Consider the following 14,006-nt stretch of genomic DNA (forward strand, 5'->3'; position numbering starts at 1 on the left):
GCGGGCTAGTTCGGCAGCCGGGTGCGCAGCTTGCCGACGGTGGCCACGAACGCCCCGCGGTAGGACCCCGGGAAGCTCCACGTGACGACCTTGCCGCGCCCGCCCGGGGCGATCAGCACCGTGTCGGAGCAGCGGCCGCTGACGGCCAGGCAGTCGCCGCCGTTGCTGGTGTAGCGCGCGGTGATCCGGCTCAGGTCGGCGAAGCCCTCGTAGCGCAGCTCCCAGGCCCGGCAGCCCGGCGAGGCGGTGCAGCGCGTCTTCTTCCAGAAGATCCGGGTCGGCTGGGCGACCCCGCAGAGCTCGGCCTCGCTGGTCTTGACCGTGCCCCAGCCGTAGGTCACCTGGGTCTGCGCCTGGATGCAGCCGCGCTGGCCGCCGGCCTTGGTGTCGACCTCGGCGGAGGTGCCGCTGAGCGGCTTCCAGGCGCCGGCGCCACCGGTGTTGAGGACGACCTCGCCGCCGCTCGCCTCGGGCGGGGTGAAGGTGAACTGCACGGCGCGGTACGCCGAGCGGGCCTGTCCCTGCGGCGCGGCCGGAGCCTCGGCGTAGCACTCGTCGAGCTTCGCGACCGCCTCGTCGCGGCCCGCGGGCGGGTCGTCGGGGACCAGCGAGGCGGCGAAGTAGGAGCCCATCGTCTCGCTGCCGATGTCGTCGAGGCAGCCGGTGTCGGCGATCTTCCACTGCTCGCCGACCTGCTTCTCCCAGTCGTCGGAGCAGTCGAGGACGCTCTCGTAGAAGGCCTCGGCGTCGTCGGTGCGCCAGGTGCCGGTGTAGGTCCAGTCGTCGCCGTCGCGCTCGACCAGGCCACGCTTCTCGAGCTCGCCGGAGCGCGCGTCGCGGATCAGGTCGTCGGCCGCGCAGTCGAGCTGGGCGGCGTCGACCCACTCCGGGGCCTCGACGCCGTCGGCGATGGCGCTCGCGGCGGCCTTGTCGGCGGCGCTGAGCGGGCCGAAGCCGAGGCGTCCGGTGAAGTACGCCCACCCGCCGGTCCCGGCGCCGGCCACGAGCAGCAGCACCACGGCGAGCCCGACGAACAGCGGCCAGCGGCGCTTGCGCGGCGGCGGCCCGGGCGGCGGACCCCAGCCCGGAGGCGGCGGACCCCAGCCCGGAGGTACCGGCGGCGGTGCCTGCGGAGGCCCGGACGGGGGTCCGGACGGGGGCAGAGCGGTGGGCGGTTGCTGCGGCGGCGGTCCGGAGGGCGGCGGTCCCGTGGGCCGGCCCCCGACCGGCGTGGTCGGCCACCCCTGCTGTCCGTGCGTACCGCTCATCTGCTCACTCGTCCCTGTTTCCCGGTGTCCACCGACCCGTACGGCGGACACCGCGGGTCAGGCTAAGGCATAGCCACCCTTCCCCTCAGTCGAGCGCGGGAACCTTCTCGGGCGCCGGGGCCGGCGGCTCGGGTGCCGACGGCGGCGTGCGGTCGAGCCGGCTCGGCCACCAGATCCGCCCGCCGAGGTCGAGGTTGAGCGCGGTGACGAGCACGGAGCGGACGATCATCGTGTCGAGCAGGACGCCCAGCGCGACCGCCACCCCGAGCTCGGCGAGGAACACCAGCGGCAGGGTCCCGAGGGCGAGGAAGGTGGCCGCCAGCACCAGGCCGGCCGAGGTGATCACACCGCCGGTCGAGGACAGCGCGATGAGCGAGCCCTTGCGGGTGCCGTGGGTGATCGTCTCCTCGCGGACCCGGGTCATCAGGAAGATGTTGTAGTCGATGCCGAGGGCGACCAGGAAGACGAACGCGAACAGCGGGAACCCGGGATCGGCCCCCGCGAAGCCGAGGACGTAGTCGAACAGCAGGGCCGAGATGCCCAGCGCCGCGCCGAACGACAGGACGACGGTCGCCATCAGCAGCAGCGGTGCCAGCAGCGCCCGGAGCAGCAGCACCAGGATCAGGAACACCACCACGAGCACGATCGGGATGATCAGCTTGTTGTCGTGGTCGGCGGCGATCTTGGTGTCGAGGTAGACGGCGGGTCCGCCGCCGACCAGCGCATCGGCGCCGGCGACCTTGCCGACGGCGTCCCGGGTGGCCTCGACCAGGTCGAAGGCGGCCGGCGAGGCGATGTCGACGCTGACCGCGGACTCGAACCAGGCCCGGCCGTCGCCGAGGGGACGGACCGGCGTGGGCGCGCCGAGGCCGTCGACACCGGCGACCGCCGTACGGACGGCGTCGATGCGGTCGTCGTCGGCGACCACCTGGACGGTCACGGAGTTGTCGGCCAGGCCGTGCGCGGACATGAGCTTCTGCGCGGTGACCGAGTCGATCTCGCCGGTCACCGACTCCTCGGTGGTCAGTCCGGTCGCGTCGAGCTTGAACAGGCCGAGGCAGGCGATGAGCAGCAGGCCGGTGGTGACCACCCACACCGCACGCGGACGCGGGGCGATCCGGGCGCCGACCCGCGCCCACAGGCCGTGCGCGGTCGGCTCGTCGGAGGCGAAGGACGGGCGCTTGGGCCAGAAGATCCAGCGCCCGACGATCACCAGGAGGGCGGGCAGCAGCGTGATCATCGTGAGCAGGGTGACCACGACGCCGACCGCGAGCACCGGGCCGAGGCTGGCGGTGGAGTTGAGGTCGGCGAAGACCAGGCAGAGCAGGCCGACCGCCACGGTCGCGGCGCTGGCGACCAGGGCCGGGGTGGCCCGATGCAGCGCGAACGCCATCGCCTCGTGCCGGTCCTCGTGGCGGCGCAGCTCCTCGCGGTAGCGCGCCACCAGGAGCAGGGCGTAGTCGGTGCCCGCGCCGATGCACAGGATGCTGAGGATGTACTCGCTCTGGTCGTTGACCGTCAGGTCGGCGTACCTGGCCAGGAGGTAGACCACGCCGCGGGACATCATGTAGGCGAGCGCGGCGCACAGGATCGGCAGGATCCAGAGGATCGGGCTGCGGTAGGTGAGCAGCAGGATCAGGATCACCACGCCGAACGTGATCATCAGCAGCTGCACGTGCGAGCCCTCGAAGGACTCGGCGAAGTCGGAGGCCTGGCCGCCGAAGCCGCCGACGTACGTCGTGACGCCGTCGATCTTGGCGATGTCACGGACCTTCTTCGCGCTGGCGGGGACCTTGGCCCAGCCGCCGTCGCCGAAGTTGAAGTTGAAGAACGAGTAGGCGACCTCGCCGTCCTCGGAGATCAGTCGCGGTGCCGGCTGCCCGGACGCCGCGAGCGCCTCGGCGCCGTGCGGCGTGAGCACGCCGGTCTCGGTGACGCCGGCGACCTGGGCGATCTCCTTGGCCTGGGCGTCCATCGCGTCGAGGTCGGCCGGGGTCAGCCCACCCTTGCGGTGGTAGACGACGAGCGTCGGGATGTCGTTGGGATCGAGGTCGGTCGACAGCTCGTCGGCGACGCGCGAGGACTCCGCGGAACCGGGCAGCCAGGACGAGGCCTGGTTGTCCTTGACGTCGGCCAGCTTGCCGCCGAGGAACCCGAGCCCCCCGGTCAGCAGCAGCACGACGACCAGCACGACCCACTTGGTGACGGGGCCGGTCAGCCTTCCGGCGATCTGACGGTGCATGGCGCTCACTCTCCCCAGGGGTTCGGTGCATCGGCATCGGGATTCATCCGGATCCGACCCTGAGATCCGCCCTGAATCATCGGTGCGCGGGAACTCTTCACCCTGCGCGCGAGCGCCCGCCGTCCAGAAGACACGCGACGGCCCCAGGATGTGACATCCCGGGGCCGTCGAGCAGGCTCAGTCTTGGGGAAATTCAGAGGCCGAGGAACCGGCCGATGATCTCCTTCTGGATCTCGGTGGTGCCGCCGTAGATCGTCTGGATGCGGGTGTCCGCATAGGCCTTGGCGATGGGGTACTCCATCATGTAGCCGTAGCCGCCGTGCATCTGCAGGCCCTGGTCGACGATCTTCTTCTGCAGCTCGGTGGTCCACCACTTCGCCATCGAGGCGAGCGAGGTGTCGACCTGGCCGGCGTTGAGCAGCTCGACGCAGTGGTTCACGAACGTGCGGGCGATGTAGGCCTCGGTCGCCATCTCGGCCAGGACGAAGCGGGTGTTCTGGAACTTGCCGATCGGCTTGCCGAACGCCTCGCGGCTCTTGACGTAGTCGAGCGTCATGTCGAGCACGGCCTCGATGGCCGCGATCGCGATCGTCGCGATGGAGACCCGCTCCTGGGGGAGGTTCTGCATCAGGTAGACGAAGCCCTGACCCTCCTCGCCCAGCAGGTTCGCCTTGGGGACCATGACGTTGTCGAAGCTGAGCTCCGCGGTGTCCTGCGCCTTGAGGCCGAGCTTGTCGAGGTTGCGGCCGCGGGTGAACCCGGCCATGCCCTCCTCGACGACCAGGAGGCTGATGCCGTGGGCACCGGCGTCGGGGTTGGTCCGGGCCACGACGATCACCAGGTCGGCGTGGATGCCGTTGGTGATGAACGTCTTGGAGCCGTTGAGGACGTAGTGGTCGCCCTTGTCGACGGCGGTGGTCCGGATGCCCTGGAGGTCGGAGCCGGCGCCGGGCTCGGTCATCGCGATGGCGGTGACGATGTCGCCCGAGACGGTGCCGGGCAGCCAGCGGGCCTGCTGCTCGTCGTTCGCGAGGGCGACGAGGTAGGGCACCGTGATGTCGTTGTGCAGGGCGAAGCCGAGGCCGCTCGCGCCGACCCGGGTGATCTCCTCGGTGAGGACCATGTTGTAGCGGAAGTCCTTGATGCCGGGGCCGTCGTGGACCTCGGGGACGTCGAAGCCGAGAAGACCCGCCTGGCCGGCCTTGCGCCAGACCTCGCGGTCGACCATGCCGTCCTTCTCCCACTGCTCGTGGTGCGGCACGACCTCGCGCTCGAGGAACGTGCGCGCGGTCGCGCGGAAGTCCTCGTGCTCGGTCTCGAGAATGCTGGGACGCTCGGGCATCAGCTCACCCACTCCTTGATCTGTGCGATGGTCGCGGCGGGGTCGTCGCTCGCGGGGGAGACGGACAGGTTCGTGACGCCGGACTCCTTGAAGGCGGCGATCCGCTCCTGGACGTACGACGCGGGGCCGACCAGGTTGCCGGCCTCCAGCCACTCGAGCGGGACGAGGGCCTCGGCCTCCTTCTTCTTGCCCGAGAGGTAGAGGTCCTGGATCTCCTTCGCCTCCTTCTCGAAGCCGTACTCGCAGGCCAGCTGGTTGTAGAAGTTCTTGTCACGCGCGCCCATGCCGCCCACGTAGAGGGCGTAGAGGGGGCGCATGAAGTCGAGCAGCGCCTTGGTCTCGGGGCCCTCGCCGATGGCGACCATGCCGCCCGCGGAGATCTGCAGCGGGCCGAGCTCGGCCGAGCGCTTCGCGGCGCCGCGGGCCAGGGACGCGCCCCAGACCTCCTGGGCCTTCTCGGGGTAGTAGAGGAAGGGCAGCCAGCCGTCGGCGACCTCGGCGGTCATCGCGACGTTCTTGTCGCCCAGCGCGGCCACCCACAGCGGCAGGTCGGCGCGCTCGGGGCGGTTGAGCAGCTTGAGCGGCTTGCCCAGGCCGAGGCCCTGGCCCTCGGGGAGCGGGACCTGGACGGTCTTGCCCTGGTAGTCGAGGCGCTCGCCGCGCAGGCCCATCCGCAGCACCTCGATGACCTCGCGGGTGCGGGTCAGCGGGCGGTCGTACGGGAGGCCGTGGAAGCCCTCGATGACCTGGGGGCCGGAGGCGCCGAGGCCGAGCACCGCGCGGCCGCCGGAGACGTTGTCGAGGCCGGCCGCGGTCTGCAGCAGGGCGCCCGGCGTACGGGAGAATACGTTGAGGATGCCGGCGCCGATCTCGACCGTGTCGGTCTTGGCGGCCAGGTAGCCCATCAGGGTCGGCGCGTCGAAGCCGTAGGGCTCGGCCACCCAGATGGTGTCGAGCCCGGCCTTCTCGAGGGCGACGACCTGGTCGGCCGACTCGCGCGGGTTGCCCGCATAGACGAGGGGCATCGAGAGCTTCATGGAGGTCCCTTCTGGCCGTACGGCCGACGGTGACGGTCCCGGGCGCGAGGGGTCCCCGCCCGGCGGCACAACTGTGACAGTAACACTGTCACGATGCAACGGTTGCTGTCGATGAGACGACGACAGGACGCGCCGTTCGCGACGTGATAGGAGGAGACACGTGACTTCCGAGAACTCTTCTGCCGAGACCCCCCGCTACACCGTCGCCGTGATCGGCGGGACCGGCCCGCAGGGCAAGGGCCTGGGCTACCGCTTCGCCCGCCACGGCCACGACATCGTGCTCGGCTCCCGGGCCGCCGAGAAGGCCGAGACCGTCGCCGCTGAGGTCAACGAGCGGCTCACCGGCCTGCCCGGTGCCGGGACCGCCCGCGGCGCGGCCAACGCCGACGCCATCGCCGCCGCCGACGTCGTCCTCCTCGCGGTGCCCTACGAAGGCCACGACGACCTCGTCACCTCCCTGGCCGAAGCGCTCGCGGGCAAGACCGTCATCTCGTGCGTCAACCCGCTGGCCTTCGACAAGCGCGGCGCGCACGGTCAGGTCATCGACGCCGGCGAGGGCTCCGCCGCGGAGTCCGCGGCCCGGATCGCGCCCGAGGCCACCGTGGTCGGCGCCTTCCACAACGTCGCCGCCCCCGCCCTGTGGGGCGCCGAGGACTTCCTCGACGAGGACGTCATCGTCGTCGGCGACTCCGTCGAGGGCAAGCAGGTCGCGATCGACCTGGCCGCCTCGGTCACCGGCCGCCCCGGCATCGACGGCGGCAAGCTCCGCCTGGCGCGGGTGCTGGAGCCGTTCACCGCGGTCCTGATCTCGATCAACCGCAAGTACAAGACGCACTCCGGCATCCGGGTCACCGGCCTCGACGCGCCTCACTGACCAGTCGGTCCACGATCGGTGCGGCAGCCTTGCCCGGCTGCCACACCGATCCGGTCATCGGGTCGACCAGGTAGGGGCCGCTGGCGCACTCGGCCGTGATCTCGATCGGGTCGTCCCAGGCGCTGAGACCGACGATCCGGACGTGCGGCGGCGGGCAGCCGCGGTAGACGTCGGGCGGGGCGCCCGTGAAGGCGGCCATGTCGGTGCGGAGCACGGCGAGGTCGTCGGCCGGGATCGCGGCCCGGCCGGTGCCGACGCAGAGCACCGCGACGGCGAGGTCCTCGGCCCGGGCGACGCCCGGGCCGGACCGCTGGTCGGGCGTCTTGTCGACGCAGGTGAGCGCGGCCGGGTCGGGGGCGGACGGGGGAGCCAGCCGCTCGCGCTGGGCCCGCAGCAGGGTGCCGAACCGGTCCCACACCTCCTGCGAGCCGACCCGCACGATGCCGCCGACGGCGACCTCGCGGCAGCCGTAGAGCCCCGCGTCGGCGACCACGGTCGACCCGTCCGGGTAGGCGAACGCGAGCTGGAAGCCGGGCCCGAGCTCGAGCGTGCACGCGGCGTCGGCCGGCTGCTCAGCGAGTCCGTTGATCGTCGCGGCCAGGTCGTCGACGTCGGTGACGAGGGCGTCGCGGGGGACCGCGACCGGCGTACCGCTGCCGGGGCAGAGGCGGACCGAGGTGGCGCCGTCGGGGACCTCGCCGGGCCCGTCCTGGGTCCGGGCGTCGACGGGCTGGGCCGGGCAGGCGGGGGCGTCCAGCGGCGAGGCCGCCACGCGGTCCGCGCCGCGGTCGGGACCGGACCCGCCGTTCACCACGGCGACCACACCGGCCACCGCCAGCACGGCCGCGGCGCTGCCGCCCGCGACGAGGACGGTCGTGCGCCGGGCGCGGCGGGCGATCCGCCGGGCGCCGTCCGCTCGTCCGGGTGCCGGAGGCGGGGAGGGCACGGCCTCGGCCAGCCCGTCGCGCAGCCGGTCCTGCTCGGTCTCGTCATTCATCGCCGGGCTCCTCTCGTCGCAGGTGGGGAGAGGAGCGCAGGGTCGTCAGGGCCCGCGAGCACTGGCTCTTGACCGTGCCGACGCCGATCCCGAGCGCGGCGGCGGTCTGCTGCTCGGTGAGGTCCTCGAAGTAGCGCAGCACCACGACCGCCCGTTGCCCGCGCGGCAGCCGCCCGAGCGCGGAGACCAGGTCGTTGCGCGCGTCCCGGTCCTCGCTCGCCGCGGCCCGCTCGGGCAGGTGCTCGGTCGGCCGCTCGGCACGCCACTTGCGGCGCCACCAGGAGACGTAGGTGGTGTACATGACCCGCCGCACGTAGGCCTCGAAGCCGTCGGGCCCCACCCGGGACCAGGCCCGCCAGGACTTCGCCAGCGCCGTCTGGACCAGGTCCTCGGCGAGCTGGTGATCGGTCGTCAGCAGCCACGCCGAGCGCCACAACGCGTCGCCGCGGGCCACGACGAACGCGTCGAACGCGCCCTCGTCGTCCGCACGGACCACCGCGTCGTGGGCCATCGGGTCCTCCACCACCGTTCGCTCCATCGGCACTCCTCTCACCCACCAGAAGCGGGTGGGGGTGCCGGAAGGTTGTCAGCCGGTGGTCAGCCGGCCAGACCGTCGACGACTTCGGCCCCGGGGGCCTGCACGAACAGGTGCCCCGGCACGAGGAGCTTGGAGCGGCGCAGCCCCGAGCCGATCACGGCCAGCGCCATCTCCGGGACCCGCACGTCGACCAGCAGCCGCCAGCCGGACGGCAGCCCGACGGGGGTGATCCCGCCGTACTCCATGCCGGAGTCGGCGACCGCCCGCTCCAGCGGCAGGAACGACGGCTTGCGCACGTCGAGCAGCCGCTTGACCGTGTGGTTGACGTCGGCCCGGGTGTCGGCCCGGACCAGGCACGCCGCGACCCGCTCCTCGCCCTCGCGCTTGCCGGCGACGAGGACGCAGTTGGCACCCGCCTCCATCGGTACGTCATAGGCGGCGCTCATCGCCGCCGTGTCGGCCAGGTCCGGGTCGATCTCGACCACGGCGATCGCCGCCGCCCCCGGCCAGGCGGCGAGGGCGGCGGCGACGGGGGCCGCGACGAGGTCCGGTCGCTCCAGGGCGGGCAGCGAGGTCAGACCGGGGAGCTGCGGGAGCTCGGGGTGCTCGGGAGGTGCGGCGCTCATGGCGCCATCCTGCCCGGTCGGGCTCGTCGCCCGTGGCTACTGCCAGCCCTGGACCCGGGTGCCGTAGCCGTGGTGGTCGTAGTGGTGGTCGTCGTAGCCGCCGGGGTCCGGGTCGTCCGGGTGCCGGCGCCCGCGCAGGACGGTGGCGACCAGGCCGGCCGCACCGGCGGCGAGCCAGGGCAGCGAGAGGATCCAGCCCGTGTCGGCGATCTTGACCGTCTCGCTGGCCACCAGCGCCCACACGCCGACCAGGCCGACGAACGCGACCCCCATCACCAGGTGACCGGTGTTGACCGGGTGCCAGCCGGAGCGGCGCGGCGCGGCGGGCTCCGCGGCGATCGGCTCGGTGACGGGCTCGGGGAACGCCTGGGTCGTCGGCTCGGGCTCGGGCGCGGTCCGGGGCTCGCCCGGCTGCTCGTCGAAGATGCTCATGCTGCGCTCCGGAACTCGATCTGGCCCAGCTTGAGCTGAGCGTCCACGGTCAGGGTGGGGTCGTCGGGGCGGGTCAGGTGGCCGCCGCGGCCCTCGTTGCCCTGGTTCTTGCCGAACATGAGCACCTCGCCGGCGTCCACGTCGCCGGTGGCCTCGATGGTCAGGCCCTCCTTGGGCACGATCACCTCGATGTGACCGACGTCCAGGTCGAGGTCGAGGGTGCGGCCGTTCAAGGCGTCGAGGTCCTTGACCTTGCGCAGGTCGATGACGATCTCGCCGACCCCGAGCTCGTACGACGGCTTCAGCTGCGAGGACTCGGTCAGCACGGGCTTGGTCTGGCCCATCTCGAGCCGGTCGACGGTGGCGGTGGCGGCCGTGGCGACGGCGGCGACCAGCCCGATCAGGATGAGCCCGCCCGCCCGGCCGTAGAAGGCGCCGACGAGGAGCATCACGCCGACGACGCCGAGCACGGTGGCCGGGTAGACCGACGGCAGCACGTCCGCGCCGGCCAGGTCGATCGTGGCGACGATCCCGACCGCGAGCGCGGTGAGCGCGAAGGTGAAGGGGAAGAGCAGCGGGCCGCGCTTGCGGGGGTTCGCCGGGCGCCGCGGCGGGGGCGGCGGCGTCGGCCGGTACGACGAGTAGGTCGCCGGGTAGCCGGCCGTCCCCGGGGCCGGCGGGGGAGGCGGCGGCACCGGCGGTCCGGTGCGCAGCCAGGGGTGGGTGCGCCCGGACTTGGCGGCGTTGCGCCCGCCGAGCACCACGATGAGCACCAGGCCGGCCGCCATCAGGGGCCAGGGGAAGTCCGGTCCGCCGACGGTGTCGCCGATGACGGCGGCGACCGCGACCACGCCGGCCACCACCAGGGCTGCCGTGCGCACGCCCTCGTCGAGGCGGATCACCGTGTCCTCGGTGCCCTCCTCGGGGACCAGGAGCCAGCCGACGGCGTACAGGATGAGGCCGCCGCCACCGAAGAACGTGAGGACCACGAACGCCACGCGCACCAGCAGCGGGTCGATGTCGAGGTGCCGGGCCACGCCGGCGGCCACGCCGGCCACCTTGCGGTCGTCGCGGCTGCGGCGCAGCCGGGCCAGGTCCCGGACCTCGTCGCGGGTCACGCGCGGTCCGGTGTCGCCGGGTTCGCGCGGTTCGCGGGGCTCGCCGTTCGGGCCGGTGGGCCCGGATGCGGTGTCGGTCGGTGCGTTCATGTGCTCCAGCCTGGTGGTTCGGGACGGTCCACACCATCGGGGACCGCCCTGATCCTCGCCCATCACCCCGGGGGCCGGGTCAGGGTCGGGTCAGGGTGCTTCCCCCTGCTGGTGCGCCACCCGCTGTGTGACGATGGAGGCATCATGAGCAGCACTGCCAGCATGCCCGCACCCCCGGTGCCGGCCCCCGCCCCGGCGCGCGACGTCCGCCGCGCCTGGCGCGACCTGCGCGAGCCGATGATCGGCGGTGTCGCGGCCGGCCTGGCGGCGCACCTGGGCGTGTCGGTGCTGTTCGTGCGGGCCGCCTTCGTGGTCGCCACCTTCATGGGCGGCGCCGGCGTCATGGCGTACGCCGCCCTGTGGGTGCTGATGCCCGCCGGCCCCCCGCCCGAGGTGCTCGCGCCCGGCCTCGAGAGCGCGCTGCGCGGCGGGCGCCGTCCCGGCCGCCGGGGCCGCCGGTTCTCCGACATCGGACCGGTCGTCACGCTCGCCGTGCTCGGTGTCGGCCTGGTCTTCGCGACCGGCGCCGTGCTCGGCACGGGCTGGTGGATCTGGCCGCTCGCGATCGCCGTCGTCGGCGTAGCCCTGCTCTGGCGCCAGGCCGACGAGGCCCAGCGCGAGCGCTGGCTCGACGCGACCGGCCGGATCGACCCGGCCCGGGTGGTCGTCGGAGGCGGCGGTTGGGCCGCCTGGGCCCGGATCGCGGCCGGCGTCGGTCTGGTCGTGGTCGCGCTCGTGCTCTTCGTGCTCCGCGACGCCTCGCTCGCCGTGGCCCGCGACGCGACCCTCGCCGTCCTGCTGGGCCTGGTCGGCCTGGTGATCGTCCTCGGCCCGTTCGTCTACCGGCTGATGGCCGACCTGAGCACCGAGCGCGAGGAGCGGGTCCGCACCCAGGAGCGCGCCGACGTCGCCGCCCACCTGCACGACTCGGTGCTCCAGACCCTCGCCCTGATCCAGAAGAACCCCGCCGACGCCGCCCGCCTGGCCCGCGCCCAGGAGCGCGACCTGCGCGCCTGGCTCTACGCCGGGGAGTCGATCGACGAGACCAGCGTCGCCAGCGCGCTGCGCGCCGCCGCCGCCGAGATCGAGGACGCCTACGGCATCACCGTCGACGTCGTCGCGGTCGGCGACTGCGACTTCAGCGAGCACGCCCGCCCGATCGTCCAGGCCGCCCGCGAGGCGACCACCAACGCCGCCAAGCACGCCGGCGTCCCGCGGGTCGACGTCTACGCCGAGATCACGCCCGCCGGGATCGACGTCTTCGTCCGCGACCGCGGCGCCGGCTTCGACCCGGAGGCGACCCCGGAGGACCGGCTCGGCGTACGGCGCAGCATCATCGACCGCATGGAGCGCCACGGCGGCCGCGCCGAGATCCGCTCCGCGCCCGGCGAGGGCACCGAGGTGCGCCTGCACCTCGACCACACCCCCAAGGAGAGCAATGAGTGAGCCGGTGCGCGTCGTCGTCGTCGACGACCACGCCATGTTCCGCCGCGGCGTCAGCGCCGAGCTCGGGTCGACCGGCGCGGGCCGGGTCGAGGTCGTGGCCGAGGCCGCCGACGTCGACGAGGCCGTCGCCGCGGTCACCACGCACCGCCCGGACGTCGTCCTGCTCGACGTGCACCTGCCCGGAGGCGGTGGCGTCGAGGTGATCCGCCGGGTCAACGACTCCGAGGTGCGCTTCCTCGCGCTGTCGGTCTCCGACGCCGCCGAGGACGTCATCGGCACCATCCGCGGCGGCGCCCGCGGCTACGTCACCAAGACCATCACCGGCCCCGAGCTGGTCGACGCGATCGCCCGGGTCTCCGACGGGGACGCCGTGTTCTCCCCGCGCCTGGCCGGCTTCGTCCTCGACGCCTTCGCCGGCGCCGGGATCTCCGCCGACCTGGCCAGCGTCGATGAGGACCTCGACCGGCTCACCGAGCGCGAGCGCGAGGTGATGCGGCTCATCGCCCGCGGTTACTCCTACAAGGAGGTCGCCAAGGAGCTCTTCATCTCCATCAAGACCGTCGAGACCCACATGTCGTCGGTGCTGCGCAAGCTCCAGCTCTCCTCGCGCCACGAGCTGACCCGATGGGCCTCGGACCGGCGGCTGCTGTGAGGCGGCGGGCCGCGCTCCTCGTCGCGGTCCTGCTGCTCGGCGCGTGCGCCGAGACCCCCGCGCCGGCCCCCGCTCCCGCTCCGCCGCCCAGCGCGACGCCCACCCCCACGCCTGCCCCCACGCCTGCCCCCACGCCCACCGGGCCGGCTGCGCCGGCGTACTCCGACTGGGAGCTGGGCGTCCACGTCCTGCCTCGCACGGCCCAGGGCTTCGGCGAGATCCGGCCCACCCCGAAGCCGCTGCGGCACCGGCGCTACCCGACCACAGACCTGCTCCCGCCGCCGGCCGACGGCCGCTTCCACTCCTCGATCGGACCGGTCACGCCGGCCATCCGGCAGCGCATGGGCGAGACCTGGTCGCCCGCCTGCCCGGTCGGGCTCGACGACCTGGCCTACGTCACCGTCTCGTTCCGGGGCTTCGACGGCGCGGCGCACACCGGCGAGCTGGTGCTGGCCGCGGACCAGGCCGCCCCGGTGGTCTCGGTGTTCCGGGCGCTGTTCGCGGCGGACTACCCGATCGAGGAGATGCGGCTGCCCACGACCGCCGACGTCGAGGCGCCGCCGACCGGCGACGGCAACGACACCGCGGCGCTGGTCTGCCGGGCGACCCGCGGGGCGACGTCCTGGTCGGCGCACGCCTACGGCCTGGCGCTCGACCTGAACCCGTTCCTCAACCCCTACCACCAGGGGGACGTCGTGCTGCCCGAGCGCGCGTCGGCGTACCTCGACCGGAGCCGGACCCAGCCGGGCATCATCCACGCCGGCGACCTGGTGGTGCGCGAGTTCGCCCGGATCGGGTGGAGCTGGGGCGGTTCGTGGAGCTCGCTGAAGGACTACCAGCACTTCACCGCGACCGGTCGCTGAGCGGGGGCCCCGACTGGATAGGGTGCGCCCATGGAGACCCTGCGCCTGATCCTGCTCATCCTCCACATCCTCGGCTTCGCCGCGCTGATCGGTGGGCTGCTGGCGCAGGCCGGGCCCGGTGACAAGAAGGTCACCGGCGTGATGCGCGACGGCGTCGGCACGGCCTTCCTGGCCGGCCTGCTGCTCGTCGGCGTCCTCGAGGGCACCGACGGGGTCACCGTCAACCACGCCAAGATCGCGGTCAAGCTCGTCATCGGCCTGATCCTGCTGGTCCTGGTGATGGCCAACATGCGCAAGGCCAAGATCCCCAACGGCCTGTGGGCCGGGCTGCTCGTGCTCGCCGTGGCCGACGTCTGCGTCGCCGTCCTCTGGTCGCCCGTCCACAGCTGACGCGCTCCGGCGCTGTAACACGCTGTCCACCGCGCTGGGCAGCGGTTGTCGTCGCAAAACCGCGTATGTAACGGCGTGGTAGCGACGACAA

At 73.2% G+C, this 14,006-nt stretch carries 14 protein-coding genes; 5 read left to right on the top strand and 9 right to left on the bottom strand.

The genetic code is table 11. From position 1 onward, the window contains the following. Nucleotides 1-5 precede the first annotated feature (5 nt). The 4 genes from M0M48_RS01200 to M0M48_RS01215 form a co-directional block, all read right to left on the bottom strand. Nucleotides 6-1,268: a hypothetical protein gene (locus M0M48_RS01200; protein WP_257754072.1), complete on the bottom strand. Its 1,263-nt coding sequence runs from the start codon at nt 1,266-1,268 to the stop codon at nt 6-8. Nucleotides 1,269-1,353: 85 nt separating this feature from the next. Continuing rightward, the gene (locus tag M0M48_RS01205; protein WP_257754073.1) at nt 1,354-3,510 is read right to left on the bottom strand and encodes an MMPL family transporter; all 2,157 of its coding nucleotides are present in this window, start codon (nt 3,508-3,510) and stop codon (nt 1,354-1,356) included. Nucleotides 3,511-3,703: 193 nt separating this feature from the next. Continuing rightward, nucleotides 3,704-4,852, bottom strand: coding sequence for an acyl-CoA dehydrogenase family protein (locus tag M0M48_RS01210; RefSeq protein WP_257754074.1), 1,149 nt, complete (start codon nt 4,850-4,852; stop codon nt 3,704-3,706). After that, on the bottom strand, nt 4,852-5,889 hold the full coding sequence (locus M0M48_RS01215; RefSeq protein ID WP_215816615.1) for an LLM class F420-dependent oxidoreductase: 1,038 nt from the start codon (nt 5,887-5,889) through the stop codon (nt 4,852-4,854). Before M0M48_RS01215 ends, M0M48_RS01210 begins: the two co-directional genes overlap by 1 nt. Nucleotides 5,890-6,049: 160 nt before the next feature. Here M0M48_RS01215 and npdG point away from each other — a divergent pair, with 160 nt between their 5' ends. Continuing rightward, the gene (npdG, locus tag M0M48_RS01220) at nt 6,050-6,763 is read left to right on the top strand and encodes an NADPH-dependent F420 reductase (RefSeq protein ID WP_257754075.1); all 714 of its coding nucleotides are present in this window, start codon (nt 6,050-6,052) and stop codon (nt 6,761-6,763) included. Here the strand turns inward: npdG and M0M48_RS01225 are convergent. From M0M48_RS01225 to M0M48_RS01245, 5 genes are read right to left on the bottom strand one after another with little or no spacing between them, the layout of a single operon-like run. After that, nucleotides 6,738-7,760, bottom strand: coding sequence for a hypothetical protein (locus tag M0M48_RS01225; RefSeq protein ID WP_257754076.1), 1,023 nt, complete (start codon nt 7,758-7,760; stop codon nt 6,738-6,740). The two genes, npdG and M0M48_RS01225, sit on opposite strands and share 26 nt — an antisense overlap. Then, nucleotides 7,753-8,298 (bottom strand): SigE family RNA polymerase sigma factor, encoded by a 546-nt coding sequence (locus tag M0M48_RS01230; protein ID WP_252373730.1) that lies wholly within the window; start codon nt 8,296-8,298, stop codon nt 7,753-7,755. The genes M0M48_RS01225 and M0M48_RS01230 overlap by 8 nt, the downstream gene beginning before the upstream one ends. A 59-nt stretch (nt 8,299-8,357) precedes the next feature. Continuing rightward, nucleotides 8,358-8,924 (bottom strand): YbaK/EbsC family protein, encoded by a 567-nt coding sequence (locus M0M48_RS01235; protein WP_257754077.1) that lies wholly within the window; start codon nt 8,922-8,924, stop codon nt 8,358-8,360. Nucleotides 8,925-8,960: 36 nt separating this feature from the next. Further along, nucleotides 8,961-9,356, bottom strand: coding sequence for a hypothetical protein (locus M0M48_RS01240; RefSeq protein WP_257754078.1), 396 nt, complete (start codon nt 9,354-9,356; stop codon nt 8,961-8,963). Next, a complete protein-coding gene (locus M0M48_RS01245) occupies nt 9,353-10,564 on the bottom strand; it encodes a PspC domain-containing protein (RefSeq protein WP_257754079.1) in 1,212 nt (403 codons plus the stop codon). The genes M0M48_RS01240 and M0M48_RS01245 overlap by 4 nt, the downstream gene beginning before the upstream one ends. A 144-nt stretch (nt 10,565-10,708) precedes the next feature. On the opposite strand from M0M48_RS01245, the gene M0M48_RS01250 reads away from it, so the two are divergent. Genes M0M48_RS01250 through M0M48_RS01265 form a run of 4 tightly spaced genes read left to right on the top strand, consistent with a single transcriptional unit; the run spans nt 10,709 to nt 13,915 of the window. Next, the gene (locus M0M48_RS01250; protein WP_215816609.1) at nt 10,709-12,010 is read left to right on the top strand and encodes an ATP-binding protein; all 1,302 of its coding nucleotides are present in this window, start codon (nt 10,709-10,711) and stop codon (nt 12,008-12,010) included. Continuing rightward, nucleotides 12,003-12,662: a LuxR C-terminal-related transcriptional regulator gene (locus M0M48_RS01255; RefSeq protein WP_215816608.1), complete on the top strand. Its 660-nt coding sequence runs from the start codon at nt 12,003-12,005 to the stop codon at nt 12,660-12,662. The genes M0M48_RS01250 and M0M48_RS01255 overlap by 8 nt, the downstream gene beginning before the upstream one ends. After that, nucleotides 12,659-13,525: a M15 family metallopeptidase gene (locus tag M0M48_RS01260; protein ID WP_257754080.1), complete on the top strand. Its 867-nt coding sequence runs from the start codon at nt 12,659-12,661 to the stop codon at nt 13,523-13,525. The genes M0M48_RS01255 and M0M48_RS01260 overlap by 4 nt, the downstream gene beginning before the upstream one ends. Before the next feature lie 30 nt (nt 13,526-13,555). Further along, nucleotides 13,556-13,915, top strand: coding sequence for a hypothetical protein (locus M0M48_RS01265; RefSeq protein WP_215816606.1), 360 nt, complete (start codon nt 13,556-13,558; stop codon nt 13,913-13,915). The last annotated feature ends 91 nt before the right edge of the window (nt 13,916-14,006 follow it).

The sequence above is a fragment of the Pimelobacter simplex genome (genome assembly GCF_024662235.1).
Taxonomy (GTDB): Bacteria; Actinomycetota; Actinomycetes; order Propionibacteriales; family Nocardioidaceae; genus Nocardioides.

Coding starts and splice junctions, on each gene's coding strand:
- M0M48_RS01230 (WP_252373730.1), bottom strand. CDS start 8,298: ATGGAGCGAACGGTGGTGGAGGACCCGATGGCCCACGACGCGGTGGTC.
- M0M48_RS01245 (WP_257754079.1), bottom strand. CDS start 10,564: ATGAACGCACCGACCGACACCGCATCCGGGCCCACCGGCCCGAACGGC.
- M0M48_RS01225 (WP_257754076.1), bottom strand. CDS start 7,760: ATGAATGACGAGACCGAGCAGGACCGGCTGCGCGACGGGCTGGCCGAG.
- M0M48_RS01255 (WP_215816608.1), top strand. CDS start 12,003: ATGAGTGAGCCGGTGCGCGTCGTCGTCGTCGACGACCACGCCATGTTC.
- M0M48_RS01235 (WP_257754077.1), bottom strand. CDS start 8,924: ATGAGCGCCGCACCTCCCGAGCACCCCGAGCTCCCGCAGCTCCCCGGT.
- M0M48_RS01205 (WP_257754073.1), bottom strand. CDS start 3,510: ATGCACCGTCAGATCGCCGGAAGGCTGACCGGCCCCGTCACCAAGTGG.
- M0M48_RS01265 (WP_215816606.1), top strand. CDS start 13,556: ATGGAGACCCTGCGCCTGATCCTGCTCATCCTCCACATCCTCGGCTTC.
- M0M48_RS01240 (WP_257754078.1), bottom strand. CDS start 9,356: ATGAGCATCTTCGACGAGCAGCCGGGCGAGCCCCGGACCGCGCCCGAG.
- M0M48_RS01210 (WP_257754074.1), bottom strand. CDS start 4,852: ATGCCCGAGCGTCCCAGCATTCTCGAGACCGAGCACGAGGACTTCCGC.
- M0M48_RS01215 (WP_215816615.1), bottom strand. CDS start 5,889: ATGAAGCTCTCGATGCCCCTCGTCTATGCGGGCAACCCGCGCGAGTCG.
- M0M48_RS01200 (WP_257754072.1), bottom strand. CDS start 1,268: ATGAGCGGTACGCACGGACAGCAGGGGTGGCCGACCACGCCGGTCGGG.
- M0M48_RS01250 (WP_215816609.1), top strand. CDS start 10,709: ATGAGCAGCACTGCCAGCATGCCCGCACCCCCGGTGCCGGCCCCCGCC.